This is a genomic window from Amycolatopsis sp. lyj-23, from assembly GCF_046549135.1.
Lineage (GTDB): Bacteria > Actinomycetota > Actinomycetes > Mycobacteriales > Pseudonocardiaceae > Amycolatopsis.
On the sequence record NZ_JAJPWN010000002.1, the window covers coordinates 548601 to 569388 of the forward strand.

At 72.1% G+C, this 20788-nt stretch carries 19 protein-coding genes and 1 pseudogene; 5 read left to right on the plus strand and 15 right to left on the minus strand.

The genetic code is table 11. The features are described 5' to 3' along the window. The first annotated feature begins 8 nt into the window (after positions 1-8). Positions 9-692: a methyltransferase domain-containing protein gene (locus tag ACLJPY_RS05180; protein WP_410586856.1), complete on the plus strand. Its 684-nt coding sequence runs from the start codon at positions 9-11 to the stop codon at positions 690-692. A 1-nt stretch (position 693) separates the two neighbouring features. Here ACLJPY_RS05180 and ACLJPY_RS05185 read toward each other — a convergent pair whose 3' ends face one another. From ACLJPY_RS05185 to ACLJPY_RS05210, 6 genes are all read right to left on the minus strand, one after another. Beyond that, positions 694-1575, minus strand: coding sequence for an alpha/beta fold hydrolase (locus tag ACLJPY_RS05185; RefSeq protein ID WP_410586857.1), 882 nt, complete (start codon positions 1573-1575; stop codon positions 694-696). Next, positions 1575-2897, minus strand: a complete 1323-nt coding sequence (locus ACLJPY_RS05190) for a M20/M25/M40 family metallo-hydrolase (RefSeq protein WP_410586858.1) — start codon at positions 2895-2897, stop codon at positions 1575-1577. Before ACLJPY_RS05190 ends, ACLJPY_RS05185 begins: the two co-directional genes overlap by 1 nt. Before the next feature lie 108 nt (positions 2898-3005). Beyond that, a complete protein-coding gene (locus ACLJPY_RS05195) occupies positions 3006-3443 on the minus strand; it encodes a DoxX family protein (RefSeq protein ID WP_410586859.1) in 438 nt (145 codons plus the stop codon). A gap of 32 nt (positions 3444-3475) precedes the next feature. After that, positions 3476-3955 (minus strand): carboxymuconolactone decarboxylase family protein, encoded by a 480-nt coding sequence (locus ACLJPY_RS05200; protein ID WP_410586860.1) that lies wholly within the window; start codon positions 3953-3955, stop codon positions 3476-3478. 98 nt (positions 3956-4053) lie between these two features. Next, on the minus strand, positions 4054-5193 hold the full coding sequence (locus ACLJPY_RS05205) for a serine hydrolase domain-containing protein (RefSeq protein ID WP_410586861.1): 1140 nt from the start codon (positions 5191-5193) through the stop codon (positions 4054-4056). Positions 5194-5287: 94 nt separating this feature from the next. Then, on the minus strand, positions 5288-5695 hold the full coding sequence (locus ACLJPY_RS05210) for a pyridoxamine 5'-phosphate oxidase family protein (RefSeq protein WP_410586862.1): 408 nt from the start codon (positions 5693-5695) through the stop codon (positions 5288-5290). Positions 5696-6084: 389 nt separating this feature from the next. Here ACLJPY_RS05210 and ACLJPY_RS05215 point away from each other — a divergent pair, with 389 nt between their 5' ends. Beyond that, entirely contained in the window at positions 6085-7260 is a 1176-nt protein-coding gene (locus ACLJPY_RS05215) for a CaiB/BaiF CoA transferase family protein (RefSeq protein WP_410586863.1), read from the plus strand. A gap of 13 nt (positions 7261-7273) precedes the next feature. Here ACLJPY_RS05215 and ACLJPY_RS05220 read toward each other — a convergent pair whose 3' ends face one another. Then, positions 7274-7723, minus strand: a complete 450-nt coding sequence (locus ACLJPY_RS05220) for a GNAT family N-acetyltransferase (RefSeq protein WP_410586864.1) — start codon at positions 7721-7723, stop codon at positions 7274-7276. 242 nt (positions 7724-7965) lie between these two features. On the opposite strand from ACLJPY_RS05220, the gene ACLJPY_RS05225 reads away from it, so the two are divergent. Further along, a complete protein-coding gene (locus ACLJPY_RS05225) occupies positions 7966-8130 on the plus strand; it encodes a hypothetical protein (protein ID WP_410586865.1) in 165 nt (54 codons plus the stop codon). A gap of 6 nt (positions 8131-8136) precedes the next feature. Here the strand turns inward: ACLJPY_RS05225 and ACLJPY_RS05230 are convergent, their stop codons facing one another. From ACLJPY_RS05230 to ACLJPY_RS05245, 4 genes are all read right to left on the minus strand, one after another. Beyond that, on the minus strand, positions 8137-8805 hold the full coding sequence (locus tag ACLJPY_RS05230) for an HAD family hydrolase (RefSeq protein WP_410586866.1): 669 nt from the start codon (positions 8803-8805) through the stop codon (positions 8137-8139). Between the two features lie 176 nt (positions 8806-8981). Then, positions 8982-9746: an SDR family oxidoreductase gene (locus ACLJPY_RS05235; protein ID WP_410586867.1), complete on the minus strand. Its 765-nt coding sequence runs from the start codon at positions 9744-9746 to the stop codon at positions 8982-8984. 58 nt (positions 9747-9804) lie between these two features. Further along, positions 9805-13395: a discoidin domain-containing protein gene (locus tag ACLJPY_RS05240; protein WP_410586868.1), complete on the minus strand. Its 3591-nt coding sequence runs from the start codon at positions 13393-13395 to the stop codon at positions 9805-9807. Between the two features lie 204 nt (positions 13396-13599). Further along, on the minus strand, positions 13600-14040 hold the full coding sequence (locus tag ACLJPY_RS05245; RefSeq protein WP_410586869.1) for a winged helix-turn-helix transcriptional regulator: 441 nt from the start codon (positions 14038-14040) through the stop codon (positions 13600-13602). A gap of 131 nt (positions 14041-14171) precedes the next feature. On the opposite strand from ACLJPY_RS05245, the gene ACLJPY_RS05250 reads away from it, so the two are divergent. Further along, on the plus strand, positions 14172-15368 hold the full coding sequence (locus ACLJPY_RS05250; protein WP_410586870.1) for a thiolase family protein: 1197 nt from the start codon (positions 14172-14174) through the stop codon (positions 15366-15368). Between the two features lie 154 nt (positions 15369-15522). Here ACLJPY_RS05250 and ligD read toward each other — a convergent pair whose 3' ends face one another. Then, positions 15523-16467, minus strand: coding sequence for a non-homologous end-joining DNA ligase (ligD, locus tag ACLJPY_RS05255; RefSeq protein ID WP_410586871.1), 945 nt, complete (start codon positions 16465-16467; stop codon positions 15523-15525). Between the two features lie 40 nt (positions 16468-16507). On the opposite strand from ligD, the gene ACLJPY_RS05260 reads away from it, so the two are divergent. After that, positions 16508-17344: a PHP domain-containing protein gene (locus ACLJPY_RS05260; protein WP_410586872.1), complete on the plus strand. Its 837-nt coding sequence runs from the start codon at positions 16508-16510 to the stop codon at positions 17342-17344. A gap of 113 nt (positions 17345-17457) precedes the next feature. Here the strand turns inward: ACLJPY_RS05260 and ACLJPY_RS05265 are convergent, their stop codons facing one another. The 3 genes and pseudogenes from ACLJPY_RS05265 to ACLJPY_RS05275 form a co-directional block, all read right to left on the minus strand. Further along, positions 17458-19488, minus strand: a complete 2031-nt coding sequence (locus ACLJPY_RS05265; protein WP_410586873.1) for a DHA2 family efflux MFS transporter permease subunit — start codon at positions 19486-19488, stop codon at positions 17458-17460. Between the two features lie 62 nt (positions 19489-19550). Further along, positions 19551-20292, minus strand: a pseudogene (locus ACLJPY_RS05270) (SDR family NAD(P)-dependent oxidoreductase). A 26-nt stretch (positions 20293-20318) separates the two neighbouring features. Then, positions 20319-20771, minus strand: a complete 453-nt coding sequence (locus ACLJPY_RS05275) for a GNAT family N-acetyltransferase (protein ID WP_410586874.1) — start codon at positions 20769-20771, stop codon at positions 20319-20321. Positions 20772-20788 lie beyond the last annotated feature (17 nt).

A 20788-nucleotide genomic window follows, 5' to 3' on the forward strand; every position in this document is an offset into this window, starting at 1 on the left:
TGGGCGCCATGTCCACGCTGCTTCCCCTCCTCGACGCCCTCGACGACCGCCCGCAAGCTGCCGACCTGCGAAAACTCAGTTACGAAGGCCTCGGTGACGTCGTGGTCGACGTCGGCTGCGGCCCCGGGCGGGCCGTCGGCGAGCTGGCCGCCCGCGGGGTCCGGGCGATCGGCGTCGACGCCGATCCGGCCATGATCGAGGTCGCCGGCGCGCGCTGGCCGGACGGCGAGTTCCACGTCGCCGACGCGGCCGCGCTGCCCCTCGCCGACGGCTCGGTCACCGGTTACCGCGCCGACAAGGTCCTGCACGTGCTGCCCGAACCGGCGCTCGCGGTCGCCGAGGCCCGCCGCGTCCTGGCCCCGGGCGGCCGCGCGGTGCTCACCGGACAGGACTGGGACACCATCGTGATCGACTCCGACGACCCCGTGCGCACCCGGTCGATCGTCCACGCGCGAGCGGACGGCATGCAGCACCCGCGGATCGCCCGCCGGTACCGGAACCTGCTGCTGGACAACGGGTTCACCGACGTCACGGTCGAGGTCCGCGCGCTGGTGTGGACGGACGCGGCGGCCCTGCCGGTGCTGGCGAACCTCGGCGGCGACGGCGCCTGGCTGGACGAGCAGGCTTCGCGGGCGCGCGAGGACCGGCTGTTCGTCGCGGTGCCGATCTTCCTCGCCGCGGGCACCCGCTGACTCAGGCCCGGTGGCTCGCGTTGACCATGGCGACGACCCGCGGCAGCACCTGGGCCGCGGCCTCCAGCGGCACGACGTGCCCGATCCCGGGCAGCACCACCGCCGTCCCGCCCCCGAGGCCGCGGACCCACTGCTCCACATCGGACGACCGGACGATCCGGTCCCGCTCCCCCACGATGGCCGTCACCGGCAGGCCGGCGACCTGGGTCAGCGCCGCTTCCCGCGCGTAGGCGTCCATGGCCGGGCGGAACAGCGCTACCGTGTGGGGCCAGTTGCCGCGGATCATCTTCACCGTCAGCTCGACCAGCTCCGGGTCCGGGTCGTCGCCGAACAGCCACCAGCGCAGACCCGCGCTCACCGCCCGGCTGGTGTGCTCGCGCACGACGCCGAACAGCTTCGAGCCGAGCACCGCTTCGAGGTCGCGGGCCAGCCGGCCCAGCGCGTTCGGCCAGGTCGCCGACACCTCGGCGGCCAGGGTGCCCGACGACGTCGCCAGCAGCACCAGGCCGGCCACCCGCTCGGCGAACAGCGGGGCGTGCCGCTGCGACAGCGACATGATCGCCAGGCCGCCCATGTCGTGGCCGACGAGCACCACCCGGCCCTGCGGCACCTCGCGCTCGAGCAGCTCGGCGAGGTCGTCGCCGAGCTGCGCCATGGTCGCGGTGCCGCGCCGCGCCCGCCCCGAGCCGCCGTGGCCGCGCTGGTCGTAGGTCAGCACGGCCACCGGGCCGTCGGCGGCGTCCGGCACCAGCGGCGCGATCCGGCCCCAGCTGCGCTGGTCGAGCGCGTAGCCGTGGACGAACACCACGGTCACCGGCGCGGCCGGGTCGCCCCTGCGGATCACCTGCAGGGGCGTGCCGTCGGCGAGCGCGAACCCGGTCATCAGGACGTGCGCAGGAACCGGTCCAGCACCCGGGTGCCGAACTTCAGCGCCTCGACCGGGACCCGCTCGTCGACCCCGTGGAACAGCGCCGAGAAGTCGAGGTCGGCGGGCAGCTTGAGCGGCGCGAAGCCGAAGTTGCGGATGCCGAGCTGCTGGAACGACTTCGCATCGGTACCGCCGGAGAGCATGTACGGCAGCGTCTTCGCGCCCGGGTCTTCGGCCAGCACGGCGGCGGTCATCGCGTCCACGAGCGCGCCGTCGAAGGTCGTCTCGACCGGCGGCAGCTCCATCCACTCCTTCTCGATGTCCGGGCCGAGCAGCTCGTCGAGCTCGCGGTCGAACGCCTCGAGGCGCCCCGGCAGGATCCGGCAGTCGACGGCGGCCTCGGCGACCGACGGGATGACGTTCGACTTGTAGCCGGCGGTGAGCATGGTCGGGTTGGCGGTGTCGCGCAGGGTCGCGCCGATCATCCGCGAGATGTTGCCGAGCTTGGCCACCGAGCCTTCGAGGTCGTCCTCGGGGAAGTCCCAGCCGGTGATCTCGGTGACGCCGGCGAGGAACTCCTTGACCGAGTCGGTGAGCACGAGCGGGAACCGGTGGTTGCCGAGCTTCGCGACGGCCTCCGACAGCTTCGTGACGGCGTTGTCGCGGTGGATCATCGAGCCGTGCCCGGCGGTGCCCCGCACGCGCAGCTTCATCCAGCGGATGCCCTTTTCCGCCGTCTCGATGAGGTAGGCCCGGACGTCGTCCTTGAGCGTGATCGAGAACCCGCCGACCTCGCTGATCGCCTCGGTGACGCCTTCGAACAGCTCGGGGCGGTTCTCGACCAGCCACTGGGCGCCGTACTTGCCGCCGGCCTCCTCGTCGGCCAGGAAGGCGAAGACGAGGTCGCGAGGGGGCACGACGTCGTTCAGCTTGTAGTGCCGGGCCAGCGCGAGCGCCATCCCGCACATGTCCTTCATGTCGACGGCCCCGCGACCCCAGACGTAGTCGTCCTGGATCGCGCCGGAGAAGGGGTGCACCGACCACTCCGAGGGATCGGCGGGCACGGCGTCGAGGTGACCGTGGATCAGCAGGGCACCCCTGCTCGGGTCGGCCCCTTCGAGCCGGACGATGACGTTGTGCCGGTTCTTCCCACCCGACTCGACGTAGGTGATCTCGTAGCCGGCGTCGGTCAGCTTCTCCGCGACGTACTCGGCCGCCGCCCGCTCGCCGACCAGCGTGTCGGGATCGCCGGTGTTGGTCGTGTCGATGCGGATGAGTTCACTGGTCAGCGTGACGGCCTCGGCCGCGGCGGCTTCGATGGTGTTCGGTTCGGTCACCGGCCATTCCTATCACCCGGACGGCCGTGTGCGCCGTGCACGCACCTGGTGAGACCGGCCGGAGGCCGCCGCCACGCGACGGCTCCGGCCCGGGGAGACGGAGAAGGATTACCGCGCATCCCCGGTCGTCGAGGGAAGCCGCGGTGATCTCCGCAGCAGGTCCCGCCAGTCCGCCGGCCAGTTCGCCAGGGCGACGATCGCCATGATCACCAGGTGGGTCGGGGCCGCGACGCTCTGGTAGAGCTCGTCGTGGTTGACGATGTGGGTGGTGACCGCGCCGGTGAGCACCAGGACCAGCGTCGCCGCCGCGAGGAACCGGGGCCGTCGATCCGGCACGACGAGGAGCACCGCGCAGACCCCTTCGAGCGCGCCGACGACGAACCGGAACCACGTCGGGTAGCCCCATTCGGCGAACTTGACCGAGTACGCGGGTCCGGCGAAAGTGGGGCCGGACCAGAACTTGGTCACGGCACCCACGGCGAATTCGGTGGCGAGGAACCAGTAGAACGCGGTGCGCAGCCGGCGCGACCACACTCGGGTGGGCATGAGTTTCTCCTTTTGCCAGGGCAGGACTCGCGCTACCGCCACTGCTCAGCGGGTGACACACCGGCGAGCGGCTTGCCGATGAGCGCCAGGGGGATGAAGAAGCCCACCTGGCCGATCGCGATGACGAGGGTGGCGAGCGCCTTGTCGTCGTAGTGGGCCGCCGCCTCGGCGTACAGCTCGTCGGGCACACGTTCGCCGTGAGGGCTGGGGATCAGCACGGCCTCGACGAGCGCCAGTGCGATCCGTTCGGCTTCGGTGAAGTGCGGCGCGTCCCACCACGAAGCCACGGCGGCGACGCGCTCGTCGGTTTCCCCTGCCCCGCGGAGGTTGCCCGTGTGCAGGGCGGTCAGGTACGTGTTCCCGACGATCTGCCCGGCGCGCAGCTGCAGCAGGCTGATGGTGGCCGGCGGGACCGAGCCGTTCCCGGTGGCCTGGAACAGGGCCGCGCCGATCTGCTTCAGTTCGGGAACGAGCTCGGCGGGGTCGGGAAGCCGCGACTGGAGGGTGGTCATGGTGCGGGTGTCCTTTCCGGACTTAGGTGCTTTCACTGCTCTGACGGTTGGCGGCCCGGGGAGGTAACAGGTTCCGGGCGAGCGGCTTTCGGAGCGCTTCAGGAAGCCGTGGCCGCGTGGTGGACCGCGGCGGCCAGGCGGTCGTGTTCGGGGTAGGACCAGTCGAACGAAAAGCGACGGCGGGTGTAGCCGAAGGCGATCCCGCTGGCCGGGTCGGCGAACGCCTCCGAACCCGCGGAACCGTTGTGCCCGACGGCGTTCGCGCTCAGGAACGGGTAGCGCGCACCTTTGGCTTGGAAGCCCAGGGCGCACTGGCCCGCGTCACCGGTGACCAGGTCGCGACCGGTCGAGTGGAGCATGGCGAACTCGCCCAGGGTGGCGGGTTCGAGCAGGGGAGCCCGGCCGCCCAGGCCGAAGGCCAGGGCCGCGTACATCCCGGCCAGCGCGCGGGCGTTGCCCACAGCGCCGGCGGAGGCCTGGCCCAGCGCGCGCACCCGGCGGGTGTTGAGGAAGGCCACCTGGTCCAGCGGCGGGGTCGAGTTGAGGCCGTAGCCGATCCCGGTGAGGCTGTGCGGCCCCGGGACGTTCGCCCAGAACGCCGCGAGCCGGTCCGGGTCGGCCAGGCCCGGCAGGACGTCGCGGTACCGGTCCTCCAGCGCCTCCGGCAGCCCCAGGTACAGGTCCAGGCCGTGGGGCGCGCGCACCCGCTGTTCGAAGTGCTCCCCCAGCGACCGGCCGGTGGCCCGGCGGACCACTTCGCCGACCATCGCGAACGTCACGAACCCGCCGTAGCCGTAGGCCGAACCCGGCCGCCAGTACGGCCGCTGCCCGGCCAGCCGCCCCGCGATCACCTGGTCGTCGGCGAGTTCGGCGGCGGTGAACCCGCCGTCGACCCCGATCACGCCGGAGCGGTGGCTGAGCACGTCCCGCAGGGTGATCCGGTCCTTGCCCGCCGCGGCGAACTCCGGCCAGTAGCGGGCGACCGGGCGGTCCAGCTCCAGCACGCCGTCCTGCACCAGCAGGGCGACCACCAGCGTCGCGGCGCCCTTGGTCGAGGAGTAGACGCCGGTGAGGGTCTCCCCCGTGACCTCGTCGCCGGCCCACAGGTCGACCACCTGGCGGCCGCGCACGTAGACGGCCAGCTGCGCCCCGGCCTTCGCGGTGACCGCGGCCGCGAATTCCTCGCGCACCGCCTCGAAACCGCTGGTCACCGTGCCGTGGACGTCGATATCGCTCATTGTCCGAGCCGCTCCGATCATCGTGTCGTCGATTCGTCGAAGACATGACGCAGGAGACGGCGGCGTTGTGACCACCCGCCGCCACCGCGAGCGGTCAGAACGTGACCGGCACCCGCAGGTCGTGCCCGGCGGGGTCGAGGGTGAAGTGCTCGGAAACCGTGGCCCGGTACAGCCGGTACGCCGCCGAGCCTTCGACGTCCTCGCGCTCCAGCCGGGAAATCCCGCGCGATACCGACGGGCCGTTGTAGACCTCCAGCCCCGTGGTCAGGTCCGCGCCCGAGAGCTCCTCGCCGACCGCCTTCAGGAACACCGCGCGGCCCTGGTACACCGGCACCCGGGAATCGAAGATCACGATGCTCAGCCCGGACCGCACCGCCAGGTTCCGCGAGTGCGCGGTGTCCGTCTTCGACGCCCAGTAGAACTCGCGGTAGCCGGCGGCCGCGACGAAGTACACCGGCGACACCCACGGCGCGCCCGACTCGTCCGCCGTGCCCAGCGTCATTTACAGGTTCGTGTCGGCGACTTCCTTCGCGACAGCGGTCAGTTCGGCAGCTCGGTCCACGAGGTCCCTTCCGTTCGCCGTCACGCGCGCCTTCGGATCGGCAAGCAGACCGGCGCGAGCAGCATGGCAGGCCCCGCGCCCCCGCGCCGCCGGGGTTCGCCGGGTCGCGTAGGCAGCGGATCCGCCGGTGCGGTTACCACCGACACCGTCGCCTGGGATACCCCGGCCACCCGCGCGCTGCCGACCCCTGCTCATCGGGCACCTCGCTCGCCGGGGTCGGCTGATCGTTTCAGGTCGCAAGCCGCTCGGGGCGGGTCAACGATTTGCCCGAAACTTCAGGAAATCCGGTCGTGCCGCGGGCCCTCCGCCCCGGGTGGCAGGATGCGGCCATGCGCTCCTTGCCCCTCGACGGCGTCACCGTCGTGTCGTGCGAACAGGCGGTTGCCGCGCCGCTGGCCACTCGGCACCTCGCCGATCTGGGGGCCCGGGTGCTCAAGGTCGAACGGCCGGGCAGCGGCGACTTCGCCCGCGCCTACGACGAAACCGTGCACGGCCAGTCCAGCCACTTCGTCTGGCTCAACCGGTCGAAGGAAAGCGTCACGCTCGACCTCAAGAGCGACGCCGCCGCGAGCGTGATGGCCGCGTTGCTGGACCGCGCCGATGTCTTCGTGCAGAACTTCGCGCCCGGTGTCGCGGAGCGGCTGGGTCTCGGCGCGGCCGCCCTGCGCGCCACGCGGCCGCGGCTGATCACGTGCTCGGTGTCGGGCTACGGCTCGAGCGGGCCGTACCGCGACGCGAAGGCCTATGACCTGCTCATCCAGTCCGAGGCCGGCCTGGTGTCGGTCACCGGGTCCGCGGCGGAGCCGGCCAAGAGCGGGATCCCGGCCGCGGACATCGGCGCCGGGATGTACGCCTTTTCCGGCATCCTCTCGGCCCTCTACGACCGCGAGCGCACCGGACGGGGCACCGAGCTCGAGGTCAGCCTCTTCGACTCGCTGGTCGAATGGATGGGCTTCCCGTTGTACTACGCCGGGTACGGCGGGACACCGCCGCCGCGGACCGGCACCAGCCACGCCGCGATCGAGCCCTACGGCACCTTCGCCGCGGGTGACGGGACGGAACTGGTGCTGGCGGTGCAGAACGACCGCGAATGGGCGGCGTTCTGCGAGCACGCCGTCGCGCGGCCGGACTGGATCACCGACACGCGGTTCGCCACGGGCAGCGCGCGCGTGGCGAACCGGGCCGAGCTGGAAGCCGGGATCGTCGCCGTTTTCGCCGGGCTCACCGGGCCCGAGCTGGAAGCCAGGCTGACGGCGGGCCGCATCGCGCACGCCCGCCGTCGCGACCTGCCGGACGTGCTGGCGCACCCCCAGCTCACGGCCCGCGACCGGTTCGCCGACGTCTCGACCCCGGCGGGCCCGGTCCGCGCGACGCTGCCGCCGATCACGCTGCCGGGGCGGGCGCCCCGGATGGACCCGGTACCGGCACTGGGCGAGCACACGGACGCGGTGCTGGCGGAATTCGGCTTCGACGCGGCGGCGCTGCGGCGCCGGGGTGCGGTGTAGCCGCCGGGCAGTATCAGCGTGCGGGGTAGCGCAGGGCGATCTTGTGTTCGCGCGGACGACCGGACTCGACGAACCCCAGCCGCTCGTAGAACGCCTTCGCCCGCGTGTTCACGGCCAGGACTTCGAGCACCACGTCCCGCCCGCGCGACACCGCGTCGGCAACCAGCGTCCGGACGACGTGCGCCCCGATCCCGCGGCCCTGGTACGCCGGGTCGAGCTCGATCAGGCCGAGGACGACTTCGGTGCCGCCGTCCAGGACGGTCAGCGCGCCGGCGTCCCGGCCGTCGACGGTGATGACCTGCGTGTTCGTCCGGTCGAAGTGCTTCTCGTGGTAGGCGCGCTGCGCCGGGTCGTCCCAGCCCCAGATCGCGTCGACGTACTCGCCGAGCGCCCGGCGGTGCAGCCGGAAGCAGAACTCCTCGTCGCCCGGCCGGAGCGGCCGCAGTTCGATCCGGTGCGGCACGCGCTCACTCCCCCCACGATGTGCCCGGGCGCGGTCCTCCGGGTCGACGCCGAGCTCGGCCGCCAAGGTCACGCAGCTGAACGCCGGCCGGGGCGGTCGCCGGGCACGAACAGGAACGTCGTCGCGGCCACCCGGCCACGATAGCGGGTAAGGGGTCGGCCGCCCCGGAACTGCGCGATCACCCGATGCGGCCGCCGACCCCTCAGTACGACCGTGGGACTCCACTACGGAAGGAGTTCCTCATGCGAGGCGACTGGATCCACGACTGGGTACAGGTGGAGATGGACTACCGGGCCGGCACGCGCCCGGCGGTGCGACTGCCGAAGGAGCGGCCGTCTTCGGCACCGTGGAGGGCGTTGTGGGCGGCCGTGTTCCCGGCCCGAAGGGTCGAGGTGCGGCACCCGTGACCGCGGTCAGCGGGCCGCGGCGTGCACCCGCTCGACCGTCTCGGCCAGCCCCGCGAGGCCGGGCAGGACCGCGTCCGCCACCGCCGGGTCGTGCTGGTCGGCGTGCCGGTCGACCCACACGCGCGGGATGCCCAGCGCCCGCGCCGGCACCATGTCGTGGAAGTGGCTCTGGGCCACGTGCACCCAGTTGACGGCCGTGGCGTCGAAGGACGCGGCGAACCGGCGGAAGTGCCCGTGCCCCGGCTTGTACTCCCCGACGTCCTCCGCGGTCACGACGGCGTCGATCGGCACCGCGAGCCGCCGCTGGGTCTCGCCGATGAGGTCGCGGTCGCAGTTGGTCAGCAGCGCCAGCCGCCAGCCCGCCGCCCGCAGCTCGGCCAGGGCCGCCCGGGTGTCGGGGAAGACGGGCCAGTACGGCAGCCCGGTCCCGAGCACGGACGCGTCGTCGGCCACCAGCTCCAGCCCCGCTTGGGCCGCGGTCCGGCGCACGGATTCGGCGAGCACCTCCCGGTACCGCCGCACCGGCGCTTCGGCCTGCACCTGCGGTTCGAGCCGGTTGTAGACCTCCAGCAGCTCCGCGCCGCGGCCCGGGAACAGCAGCTCGAGCCCGGTGGCGATGCCGTGGCGCCAGTCCACCAGCGTGCCGAAGCAGTCGAACGTGGCCCAGCGGATCATGGCGCGGTCTCCTCCCGGTCGGTCAGGTCTGGGTCGATCTTCGCGAACCTCGGGCCGCCCGGCGAGTCGTCCGGGCTCGACCCGGCCGCAGGCGCAGTGATCCCGAAGCGGCTGCCCACCCGGGAAGCTGCGTGAGGCAGTAATCGGCCAGGGCAGCGAAACCCGGGAAGCGCCGGTTATCGGTGGTCGGCTCGCTCGGCCAGGTACTCACCGAAGGTGATCACCCCGTCCCGGTGCCCGGGGGCCAGGTGCTCCCCGGCGGCGTAAGCCCGGAACGTCTCCCCCGGCACCCGCACCGGCACGATCCGCCGCGGCCGTCCGCTCGCCGCGCCGACCGCCTGCGCCAGCTCCGCCGCGGAAAGCACCTCCGGGCCGCCGAAGTCCGGTGCGCGCCCGGCCGGCTCGTCCAGGGCGAGGTCCGCGAGCCGCTTCGCCACGTCCCGCACGTCGACGGGCTGGAAGGAGACCCGCGGCACCGGCACCACCGGCAGCCGCGACGCGCCGCCGAGCAGGGTGCGGACCAGGCCGTGGAACTGGGTGGCCCGCTGGATCGTCACCGGCAGGCCCGAGGCCGCGACCAGCCGCTCGGTCTCCTCCTTGGCCCGGTAGTAGCCGAGCGGGACGCGGTCGACGCCGACGATCGAGACGTAGACCAGGTGCGGGCCACCCGCCCACCGAGCCGCCTCGATCAGCGTCCGGGCGAGCTGCGCCTCCCGGCCGAAGTAGTCGGTGGCGCAGTGGACGACCACGTCCACCCCGGCCACCGCGCTGTCGATGCCGCGGCCGGTCCGCAGATCGCCGCGGACGACGTCGGGGCCGGCGCGGCGGCTGAGCACGCGGACCTCTTCGCCCGCCGATCGCAGGCGCGTCACCACCGCGCTGCCGAGCTGCCCGGTGCCGCCGGTGACCAGGATCCGCACGTCGACCACCTCCGGCGCCATCCTGGCACGGCGGGGGCCCGCCGGGGAACGGCTTCCCGGCGGGCCCGCGCGGCCCCTCTCAGGTGCGGTTGATGGTGAACGTGGTGGTGCGGTTGCGGATGTCCTCGGCGTTGTCGGCCAGGGTGAGGCCGGTGAAGGTCGCCGAGCCGACGGCCGGGCCCTGGCCCGGTTCCGGCAGCTCGTTGGCCCAGATCCCGATCCCGGACTTCGCGTCGAAGGCGTCCCCGCTGCGGTGGGCGCCGGTGATCGACACGTTCGTCAGCACGGTGTCCTCGACCGGGTGCTCCGGCGTGGTGCCGTCGTACTTGGTCTGGAACATGACGCCGCTGTAGGTCGGGCTCTGGATGTCCACATCGGACACCCGGATGCCGCGGAACTCCTTCGAGGCGGAGAACAGCCAGATCGCCGGGAAGACCTGCTGGCCCCAGAAGTGGCCGCCGTCGCGCACGAGCGAGGCGTTCTGGACCGTCGTCGGCTGCGGCCCGAACCCGAGGAACGGGTAGCCGAAGTCGAGCGAGCTGATCGTGATCGCCGAGTACGTCAGCGTGTCCGCGATGTAGAGGTTGCGGAAGGTGTTGCTGTACCCGCCGTACACCGCCAGCCCCGCCGCGCGCCACGGGGTGAGCGCGGTCAGGTTCTCGAACACGTTGTCGTACTGGTTGCCCTGGTTGATGTCCGTGGCGGCGAACAGCGCGAAGCTGTCGTCGCCGGTGGACCGGGCCTCGTTGTTCGTGACGTGGTTGCCGGTGCTCCCGTTCGTCAGGTTGACGCCGTCGGCGAAGGTGTCGCGGATCCGGGAGTTCTTGATCGTCGTGTTGTCCACGTTCGTGCCCCAGACCATGACGACCTGGTGCTCGACCCAGATGTTGTCGATCGTCAGGTTGGCCACGTTGGTCAAGTTGAACACCTTGCCGGGGCCGTCGATGCGGGAGGTGTAGTTGCCGAACACCGCGAACCCGCTGAACGTCGAGCCGTTGGCGCTCGACTGGACGTCGATGCCGATGTCGGTGTTCTCCTGGCCGGCAGGCGCGGAGAACTTCGTGAACCACGGACCGGCGCCGGTGACCGTGATGGCCTTGCCGTAGACGTTCAGCTTGCTCGACAGCGAGTAGTTCCCGGCCGGCAGGTAGACCCCGGTGAGGGTGGCGTCCTGCCGGACCTTGTCGAGGGCGTTCTGGACGTCCTGCTGCGTGAACCCGGCGGGCACGGCGAAGTGCGCCGGGTCCGGGTTGGCGACCGCGGTCGCCTGCTCGAAGTTGACGAAGTCGATCGCGTAGTTCGTCGTGTTCGCCGCGTCCTTCTGCAGCTTGATCCGGTGCCCGGCGGGCACGGTGGTGCCGAGCAGCGCGCTGGCCTCGTCGTAGATGTGCCGCGGACCGGCGCCCGGCGAGTTGCCCGGGCCGGTTTCGGCGCCGTAGAGCCAGGCGTAGTGCGAGGTCAGGTCGATGGCCTTGAGGAAGGTGCCGTCGACGTAGACGTTCAGCGTCGCGTCGATGCCGCCACCGCCGGCGGAGTCCGGGATGGAGAACCGCGTGACGAGGGTGTTGGTCGACGCGCGGGTGGTGAACTCCACCGAGGAGCCGGTCGAGTTCAGCGTCACGGCCTTGCGGCCGGACGCCTCGCCCGCCAGGTCCCCGATCGTGCGGTTCGGGCCGACCACGGCCGCGCCGCCCGCGAGGACACCGTCTTCGGCTTCGTACATGTCGTAGGGCATGTTCGCGCCGCGGCCGACGAACAGCGCCTGCGTGCTCGTGTTGTTGCCCTGCTTGACCGGCAGCTCGTTGGCGTCGTTCGCGACGACCGTCTTCACCGTGTACCGGCCGTTGGCCGCGGTCCAGGTGCCGACGGTGACCGGTGCGGCGGTCGCACCGGCCGCGATGACCCCGGTGTAGCTGCCGGTCAGCGTCTTGACGACGGTGCCGTTCTGGTCGGTGACGGTCACCGTGACGCCGTGGGCGCCGCCCGCGCTCGCGACGGTTCCCTGGTTGCGCAGGGTCGTGGTGAAGGTGACCGTGTTGCCCGCGGCCGGGTTGCCCGGCGACCACGCCGTGGCCGCGACGAGGTCGGAGCTCTGCACCGGGCTGACGACCAGGGCCGTCGAGCTCGTGAAGGAGTTGTTGGCCTCGTTCTGCTCGATGACGGCGTTCGCCTCGTCGACCTTCGCGGTCAGCTGCTGGTAGCTGCCCGCGTCGCGGGTGCCGATGTTCGCCGACACCGTGGCCGACGCGCCGGCGGCCAGCGCGCCGACGTTCGCGGTGCCGACCTTGGTCGTGCCGAGGTAGAAGTTCACGTTCGTGGCACCGGAAGCCGCCGTCCCGGCGTTGCGGACGGTCGCCGACGTCGTGATCGCGTCGGTCTCCACCGGGTTCTGCGGCGACCAGGACACGCCCGAGATCGTCAGGTCCGGGTTGGGGGCCGGGACGCCGAAGACCTGGAACTCCGCGGCCTGCCCGCCGCCGGCGCCCGAGTTCGCCGTGACGCGCAGGCGGACGTCCGCGGCGCGGCCGCCGAGCGGGATGGTCACGGTGTTGCCGGTCGCGGGGTCGAAGCTGTAGGTCCGCGCGGCGGCCAGGGTGGTGAAGGCGGACGAGCTCTGCTCACGGCCTTCGACGGCGATCGTCTGGGTCCGCGGGCCCCACGCCGGGTCGGGGTTGAGCTTGACGACGACGTGGTCGAGGTCGGCGTTCGCGCCGAGGGCGACGGTCAGCAGGTTCGGGTACGTTCCGCCGCCGCCCTCCCAGTACGTGGCCAGGGAGTCGTCGTTGGCGTTGGCCGCGACGTACGTCCACTCGGTCGAGGAGGCCGTGATCGCCTTGCCCAGCGCCAGGTTGGTGCCGGACTGGGTGCCGGTGCGGGTCACGGTGCCGCTGTTCGCGGACTGGTTGCCCGCCGCGTCCCTGGCCCGGACGAAGTAGGAGACCGTGGCGTTGTCGGGCTGGGCGTCGGTGTAGGTCAGGACGTTCCCGGCGACGCTGCCCCGCAGCTGGTTGTTCGCGTAGACGTCGTAGCCGGTGACGCCGGTGTTGTCGGTGGACGCCGACCAGGTGAGCCGGATCTGGCCACTGGCGGGCTGGGTGTAGGCGAGGTTGCCGGGCGCGGACGGCGGCTGGGTGTCCCCGCCGGCGGGTCCGTGCACCTCGAACTCCGACAGCTGCGCGGCGGGCCAGCCGGTGTTCGCGGTGACGTTCAGCCGGACGTACCGGGGCTTGCCGGAGACGTCCACGGTGACCGTGTTGGCTTTGGCCGGGTCGAACACGTACCCGGCCGAGGGCTTCAGGTCGGTGAAGGTGGTCCCGTCCGTGCTGCCCTGGACGCCGAGGGTCTCGGTGCGGGTGCCCCAGTTCGCGGCCGGGAGCTTGAGGACGAGCTGGGCGACGTCGGTCGGTGCGCCGAGGTCGGCCTGGACCCACTGCGGGAACTGGTTGCTCGCGCTTTCCCAGTAGGTGTCCTGGTTGCCGTCGCCGACGTTCGAGACGGGGTAGCCGGCGAGCTGGCTGCCGGCGGTGTAGGTGGCGGAGGCCGCCTGCGCGGCGGGCCGGACGGCCGGTGCGGCGGCCGGGGCCGCGCTCGCCGGCGCGGCCGGCGTGGCCAGGAGCAGGGACAAGGCGGCGAAGGCGGCCGCGGGTGACAACACTCGCTTCGTTCTCATGCGGTTCCTCTGGGTCCGGGGAGGGAAGGGAGACGACTCGGAGCGAAACCGGGATCTTCCTGACAGCTGCCTTGATTTCTCGGCTTGCTGTCAGCTTCTTGCGTTGATTCGTTCAAGGCTTACAGTGACGCGCGTCTCAAGTCAACGTCCGCGCAGCAAAAAGGCCTCCTCGCCACGGAGGCGAGGAGGCCTGGCCGGCCGCGGTCAGGCGTGCACGGCGCCGAGCCGGATCGCGTGGGTGCCCGGAGCGTTCACCGGCTCGCCGCAGTGCGCGCAGACGGTGGCCGGCGCCAGCACCTCGCCGCAGGCGTGGCGCCACAGCGTCGGCGGTTCGCCCTGGTGGACGTACTTGTCACCCCATGCCATCAGGGCGAGCAGGACGGGCTGCAGCGCGCGGCCGGCTTCGGTCGGGTGGTACTCGTGGCGCGGCGGGTGGGCCTCGTACTGGACCTTCTCCAGGACACCGGCGTCGACGAGCTTGCGCAGCCGGGCGGCCAGGATGTCCCGGCTCGCACCGGTGTTCTCGGCGATCTGGTTGAACCGCCGCTCCCCGAGCATGATCTCGCGCAGCGCGAGCAGGCTCCACCGTTCGCCGACGACTTCGAGCGCCTCGGCGACCGAGCATTCGCGACCACGCCGAACCATGCCACCTCCACCGGATTGAAAATCCAACCTAGCACGTCAACCGCATGTGACGTGCCGAACAGTCGAGTTGTGGAATCCAACTCACCCGGCGTATACCGAAAGCATCCCCGATCTGCGAGGAGGCAGACGCCATGACGGACGCGGTGGTCGTCGACGCGGTACGGACCCCGATCGGCAAGGGCAAGCCGAACGGTTCGCTGGCCGGGGTGCACCCGGTCGACCTGCACGCCCACGCACTGCGTTCGCTCGTCGAGCGCACCGGCCTCGACCCGGCCCGCATCGACGACGTGATCAGCGGCGCGGTCGGCCAGATCGGCGAGCAGAGCATGAACACCGCCCGCTGGGCGGCGCTCGCGGCCGGGCTGCCGGAGTCGGTGCCCGCGGTGACGGTCGACCGCCAGTGCGGCAGCAGCCAGCAGGCGATCCACTTCGCGGCCCAAGGCGTCATCGCCGGCGCGTACGACGTGGTGCTCGCCTCCGGCGTCGAGTCGATGAGCCGGGTGCCGATGGGCAGCCAGGTGGCCGGCCGCGACCCGTTCGGCCCGCAGGTCGCCGCGCGCTACCCCGACGGTCTGGTCCCGCAGGGCATCAGCGCGGAGCTCATCGCGGCGAAGTGGGGCTTCAGCCGGGCGCAGCTGGACGAGTTCTCCGCCCAAAGCCACCAGCGGGCGGCGCAGGCGTGGGCGGACGGGAAGTTCGCGGGTGAGGTGGCACCGCTGAAGGCACCGGGCGCCGACGGCACCCTGCGCGAGGTGACGACGGACGAGACGGTCCGGCCCGCCACGACACCGGAGATCCTCGCCGGGCTGAAGCCGGCGTTCCGCGCGGACGTCTGGGAACAGCGCTTCCCCGACCTGGCGTGGCACATCACGGCGGGCAACTCGTCACCGATCAACGACGGCGCGGCCGCGCTCCTGATCACCAGCACCGAGACGGCGGCGGCACTGGGCCTGAAGCCAAGGGCCCGGATCCACAGCTTCGCCGTGACCGGCGACGACCCCCTGCTGATGCTGACGGGCATCATCCCGGCCACCCGCAAGGTCCTGGCCCGCGCGGGCCTGGAGATATCGGACATCGACGCGTTCGAGGTGAACGAGGCCTTCGCCAGCGTGGTCCTGGCCTGGCAGCAGGAGACCGGCGCGGACCCGGCCAAGGTCAACGTCAACGGCGGCGCAATAGCACTGGGCCACCCCCTCGGAGCCAGCGGCGCCCGCCTGGCGACAACGCTGCTGTCGGTGCTGGAGCAGACGGGCGGCCGCTACGGCCTGCAGACGATGTGCGAGGCAGGCGGCCTGGCCAACGCAACGATCATCGAGCGCCTGGACTGAGAGCACGGCACCGCGGCACCCCGATCCGAAGCCAGAACACGGCCGACGACCCCTTGTCAAGGATGCTTTCCCGCCTTGACAAGGGGTCGCCGGCCGTCGTCACAATCAGGCTTCGGGGTTGCGACCCACCATTCTCGGCTCACAGCCGAAGACATCACTCAGCCTCAGGCGGCTCCTCGACCCCATCCCGATCCGCCCACTCCAACAGCGGCTCCAACGAAAAAACCGCATCATCGATCCCCGCGTGAAGATCCCCCACCTCGGCGAACCGCCCCGGAACAGTGGCAATCGTGAAGTCCCCCGGCTCGGCGTCATCGATCTCCTCCCACCGGACCGGCGCCGACACCGTCCCTTCCGGATTCCCCCGCACCGAGTAAGCACTGGCGATCGTGTGATCACGCGCGTTCTGGTTGTAGTCCACGAAGAGCATCCGCGGGTCCCGATCCTTCCGCCACCAGGTGGTGGTGACGTCATCCGGAGCCCGCCGCTCGACCTCGTGCGCGAAGGCCAACGCGGCCCGGCGGACGTCGGAGAACCCCCACCGCGGTTCGATCCGGACGTAGATGTGCAGCCCGCGCCCGCCCGAGGTCTTCGGCCACCCGACCGCACCGAGCTCGTCGAGCACCTCGTGGGCGACGTGCGCCACCCGGCGGACCCGGTCGTACCCGCAGTCGGGCATCGGGTCGAGGTCGATGCGCCATTCGTCGGGCTTTTCGGTGTCGGCGCGCCGGGAGTTCCACGGGTGGAACTCCACTGTGGACATCTGCACGGCCCAGGCGACGTGCGCGAGCTCGGTGACGCACAGCTCGTCGGCGTGCCGGTTGTAGCGCGGGAACGTCACCCGGACGGTTTCCAGCCACGGCGGTGCGCCGTTCGGCACCCGCTTCTGGTGCACCTTCTCCCCCGCCACGCCGGACGGGAAGCGGTGCAGCATGCAGGGGCGTTCGCGGAGGGCGTTGACGATGCCGTCGCCCACCGAGAGGTAGTAGTTGACCAGGTCGAGCTTCGTCTCGCCGCGGGCCGGGAAGTAGACCCGGTCCGGGTTGGAGATCCGCACGGTGTGCGGGCCGACCTCGAGCTCGACAGCCTTGTCCGCCATGGCACAGACGCTAGTCCAAAATCGTCGCTACGGTGGGCCGGTGAGCCTGCCGACGGACGGTCACGTCCACACCGAATGGTCCTGGGACACCGTCACCGGCTCGATGACCGGCTCCTGCGAGCGGGCGATCGAGCTGGGCCTGCCGTCGGTGGCCTTCACCGAGCACGCCGATCTGACGCCGTGGCTGGTGCCGGAGCCGGTCCGGCCGCTGCTGCCGGACCACTTCCGGGTGCGGCTGCGCACCGACGGCGTCCTGGAGCCGCCGGAGCTGGACGTCGCCGGGTACCTGGCGTGCGTCGAGGAGTGCCGAGAGAGGTTTCACGGCCTGCGGATCCTGTCGGGCGTCGAGCTGAGCGAGCCGCACTGGCACCGGCCGCGCGCCGACGCGCTGCTGGCGGCCCACGACTTCGACCGCGTGCTCGGCTCGGTGCACTCCCTCCCGGACGGCGAGCACCACCGAGAGCTGACGGTCATCACGGACCGGCCGCCGGGTGAGCTCCTGCGGGCGTACCTCGGCGAGGTGCTGGGCCTGGTCGAGTCGACGGCGGACTTCGCGGTGCTCGCCCACATCGACTACGCCCTGCGCTCGTGGCCGGCCGAGGGCCCCCCGTTCGTGGCGGCGGAGTTCGAGGAGGAGTTCCGGACGGTGCTGCGGGCGCTGCGGGCGAGCGGCCGCGCCCTGGAGGTCAACACGAAGGTCCCGCTGCCCGGCGAGGTGGTGCGGTGGTGGTTCGAGGTGGGTGGCGAGGCGGTGGCGTTCGGCAGCGACGCCCACGAGCCCGGCCTGGTCGGCCACGGCTTCCGCGAGGCGACGGCGCTGGTAGAAGCGTGCGGCTTCCGGCCGGGCCGCGCCCCGCACGACTTCTGGCGCCGCTGACCCCCCGCAAGCGCCCCAAGGCCACATTCGGTGCGTCTCACGCACCGAAGGCCGCCTTGGGTGCGTCTCACGCACCGAAGGCCGCATTGGGGCGCTCGGGCCGGACCGGTGCGTCAGGCGAGGGCGTGGCGGCCGTGGCCTCGGGACTCCGCGCTCTGGTCCATCAGCCGGGCGGCGACGCGCCCGATCGCCGCGTCCAGTTCGGCGCGGTCGGTCGTGCCCCAGTCACCGAGGCGCTCGGCCAGCCAGTCGTGCCAGGCCTGGACCGCCTTGCCGAACTCCTCGCGGCCCGACGCGGTCAGCTGCCAGCCGTCGCGCGTGTAGCGCAGGTGACCCGTCAGCTCCAGGCGGTTGAACGCCGGTTCCAGCACCGGCGCCGGCACGCCGAAGTCCTCGCCGATCGCCCGCAGCGTCGCCGGCGAACTGCGGCGCTGTCGCAGGTGGACCTGCAGCAGGCACCAGATCCCGCCCTCGTCGAGGTCGCTGCCCGCGCGCTCGATGATCGACGGCGCCACCTTGCGGCGTTCGCGGAAGAACAGCGTCGCGACCGCGCGCTCGAGTTCGCGGTCGTCCGTGCGGGCCTCCGGCATCGCGAAGCCGTCGCCGAGGTCCGGGGCCGCCGCGCGGGCCGTGTCGCGCAGCGGGACCTCCTTGAGGAAGAACGCCAGGACCAGGGCCACCAGGCCGACCGGCGCCGCGGCGAGGAACACGACGTGGAGGGAGTCGCTGTACGCCTTGATCACCGGGGCCGACACCGACGGCGGCAGCGCGTGCAACGCCGTGGGGACCTGCAGCGCCCGCGGGTCGACCCCCGGCGGCACCGGCAGCGCGGCCAGCTTCGGGGTCAGCTGGTTGGCGTACACCGTGCCGAAGATCGCCGCGCCGAACGAACTGCCGATCGAGCGCAGGAACGTCACCCCGGACGTCGCCACCCCCAGGTCGGCGTAGTCGACGGTGTTCTGGACGGCGATGGTCAGCACCTGCATGCCGAGGCCGATGCCGAGCCCGAGCACCGCCATGTACGCCGAAGCCTCCCAGAACCCGGTACCGGGGCCCAGCCGCGACAGCAGGTAGAGGCCGATCGTCATGCCCGCGGCCCCGGCCAGCGGGAACACCTTGTACCGCCCGGTGCGGCTCACCGCGTTGCCCGCGGCGATCGACGCGACGAGCAGCGCCAGCACCATCGGCAGCAGCCGCACGCCGGACGTCGTCGCCGACGTGCCCTGGACGTACTGCATGTACGTCGGCAGGTACGACAGCGCGCCGAGCATCGCGAAGCCGACGACGAAGCTCATGATCCCGCCGACGGTGAACACGGGGTTGCGGAACAGCCGCATCGGCAACATCGGCTCCTTCGCCCGGAGTTCGGCGAAGACGAACGCCGCCAGCAGCACCAGCGAGCCGGCCGCCATCCCGATGATCACCGGGGAACCCCACGCGTACTGCGTGCCGCCCCAGCTCGTGACCAGCGTCAGCCCGGTCGCGGCGAGGCCGATGAGCAGGATGCCGAGGTAGTCGATGACCGGCTTGACCGCGGCGCGGGCGTTCGGCATCGCCGAGGACGCCACCACCAGCACCACGACGACGAGCGGGATGTTGACGTAGAAGGCCCACCGCCACGACAGGTGGTCGACGAAGAAGCCGCCGAGCATCGGGCCGGCCACGGTCACCACGCCGAACACCGAGCCGAGCACACCCTGGTACTTGCCGCGTTCGCGCAGCGGGACGACGTCGGCGATGAGCGCGGTCGAGGTGACCATCAGCCCGCCGCCGCCCAGGCCCTGGACCGCGCGCCAGACGATCAGCCACACCATGCTGCCGGCGAACCCGGCGCAGAACGAGCCGATGCCGAACACGATCACCGACAGCTGGAACATCAGCTTGCGGCCGAACAGGTCGCCGAGCTTGCCGACGACCACGGTCATGATCGTCTCGGCCAGCAGGTAGGACGTCACCACCCAGGACAGGTGCCCGGCGCCGCCGAGGTCGCCGACGATGGTGGGCAGGGCGGTGCCGACGATGGTCTGGTCCAGCGCGGCCAGCAGCATCCCGAGCAGCACGGCCCCGAACACGGCGTTGACCCGGCCGCGGCCGAGTGCGGGCGGCACCGCCGCGCCGGGGGTGACCTCCGCGGTGGCCGTCATCTCTCCAAGCTAGTGGCCGGTGTCCACTGTGGATAGCCACCCGTTCCGGTGATCCCTGCCGCTCAACGGGTCCAGCGCTCCCGCGGCGGCGATTCGAGGACGAGCTCGCCGCCGACGGCGGCGGCGATCTGCTCCACCGTCCAGGTTTCCCGGTGCAGGACCGGCCGGATGATCGCGGGCTGGCGTACGGCGTGCAGGTGCCCGTCGGCCAGCCGCAGCACCTGCCCGGTGACCCCGGCCGCGAAGTCGCTGAGCAGGTAGGTCACCAGCGGCGCCACCCGTTCGGGCGGCGGCGCGTCGCGGTTGCCGCGGGGGTCGGCGGCCATCAGCCGGGTCCAGGCGATCGGCTGACGGCGTTGACCCGGACCCCGTGCTCGGCCAGGTCCGCGGCCCAGGAGTAGGTCATCGACGCCCACCGCGCCCTTCGACGCCGAGTACGCCGCGGCGCTGCCCGAGCACGTTGGTCTCGACCAGCGCCCGGGCCCGCTCGGCGTCGTCGTCCTCCCACGGCGGCGCGTGGTAGCCGACGGCGGCGTTGTTGACCAGCCCGTCCAGCGCGCCGAACTCCGTGGCGCACCGGCTGATCAGCGACCGGGCGTACGCCGGATCGGCCACCGAGCCGACGCTCGCGACGGCGGCGCCACCGTCGGCGACGATCGCCGCCACGGTCTCGCAGGCCGGTTCCGCGTCGACGTCGTTGACGACGACCGCGGCGCCGCTCGCCGCCGCGTGCCGGGCGAACGCCCGCCCGAGCCCGCGTCCGGCACCGGTGATCACCACGGCCCGCCCGTCCAGGAAGCCCATGACTCCCAGTGTGGCGCGGGAAGGGCTCAGCTGCGCGTCAGAGTCACCAGGAACGGGCGGAATCCGCGCGCGGCGTAGAAATCGAGTGCACCGGCGTTCTGCGCGTACGCCTGCACAGTCATTTCGTTCGCGCCGCGCGCGCGGGCCCAGCTCAGAAACGCGTCCACGAGCGACCCGCCGATTCCTTCGCGACGGCGCTCCGGGGCGACACGCATGCTTTCGAGCTCGGCCGTCACGGCCCCCGGCCGCAACGGATCCGGCCGGCGCAACCGCCCGACCAGGTGACCCCCGCCGGCGCCGGCCAGCAGGCACAGGCAGTCCGGATCTCGGACGAGGTCCGCGTAGTAACCCGCGCCTTCGCGGGCGGGCCAGCCGGTGTCCATGAACGGATCGCGTCGGCCACCGTCCTCGGCGAACAATGCCGCGACCGACGCCAGGAGTTCGGGAAGGTCCTCGGAACGACACTCGGAAACGGTCACCCGGCCGACGGTAACGG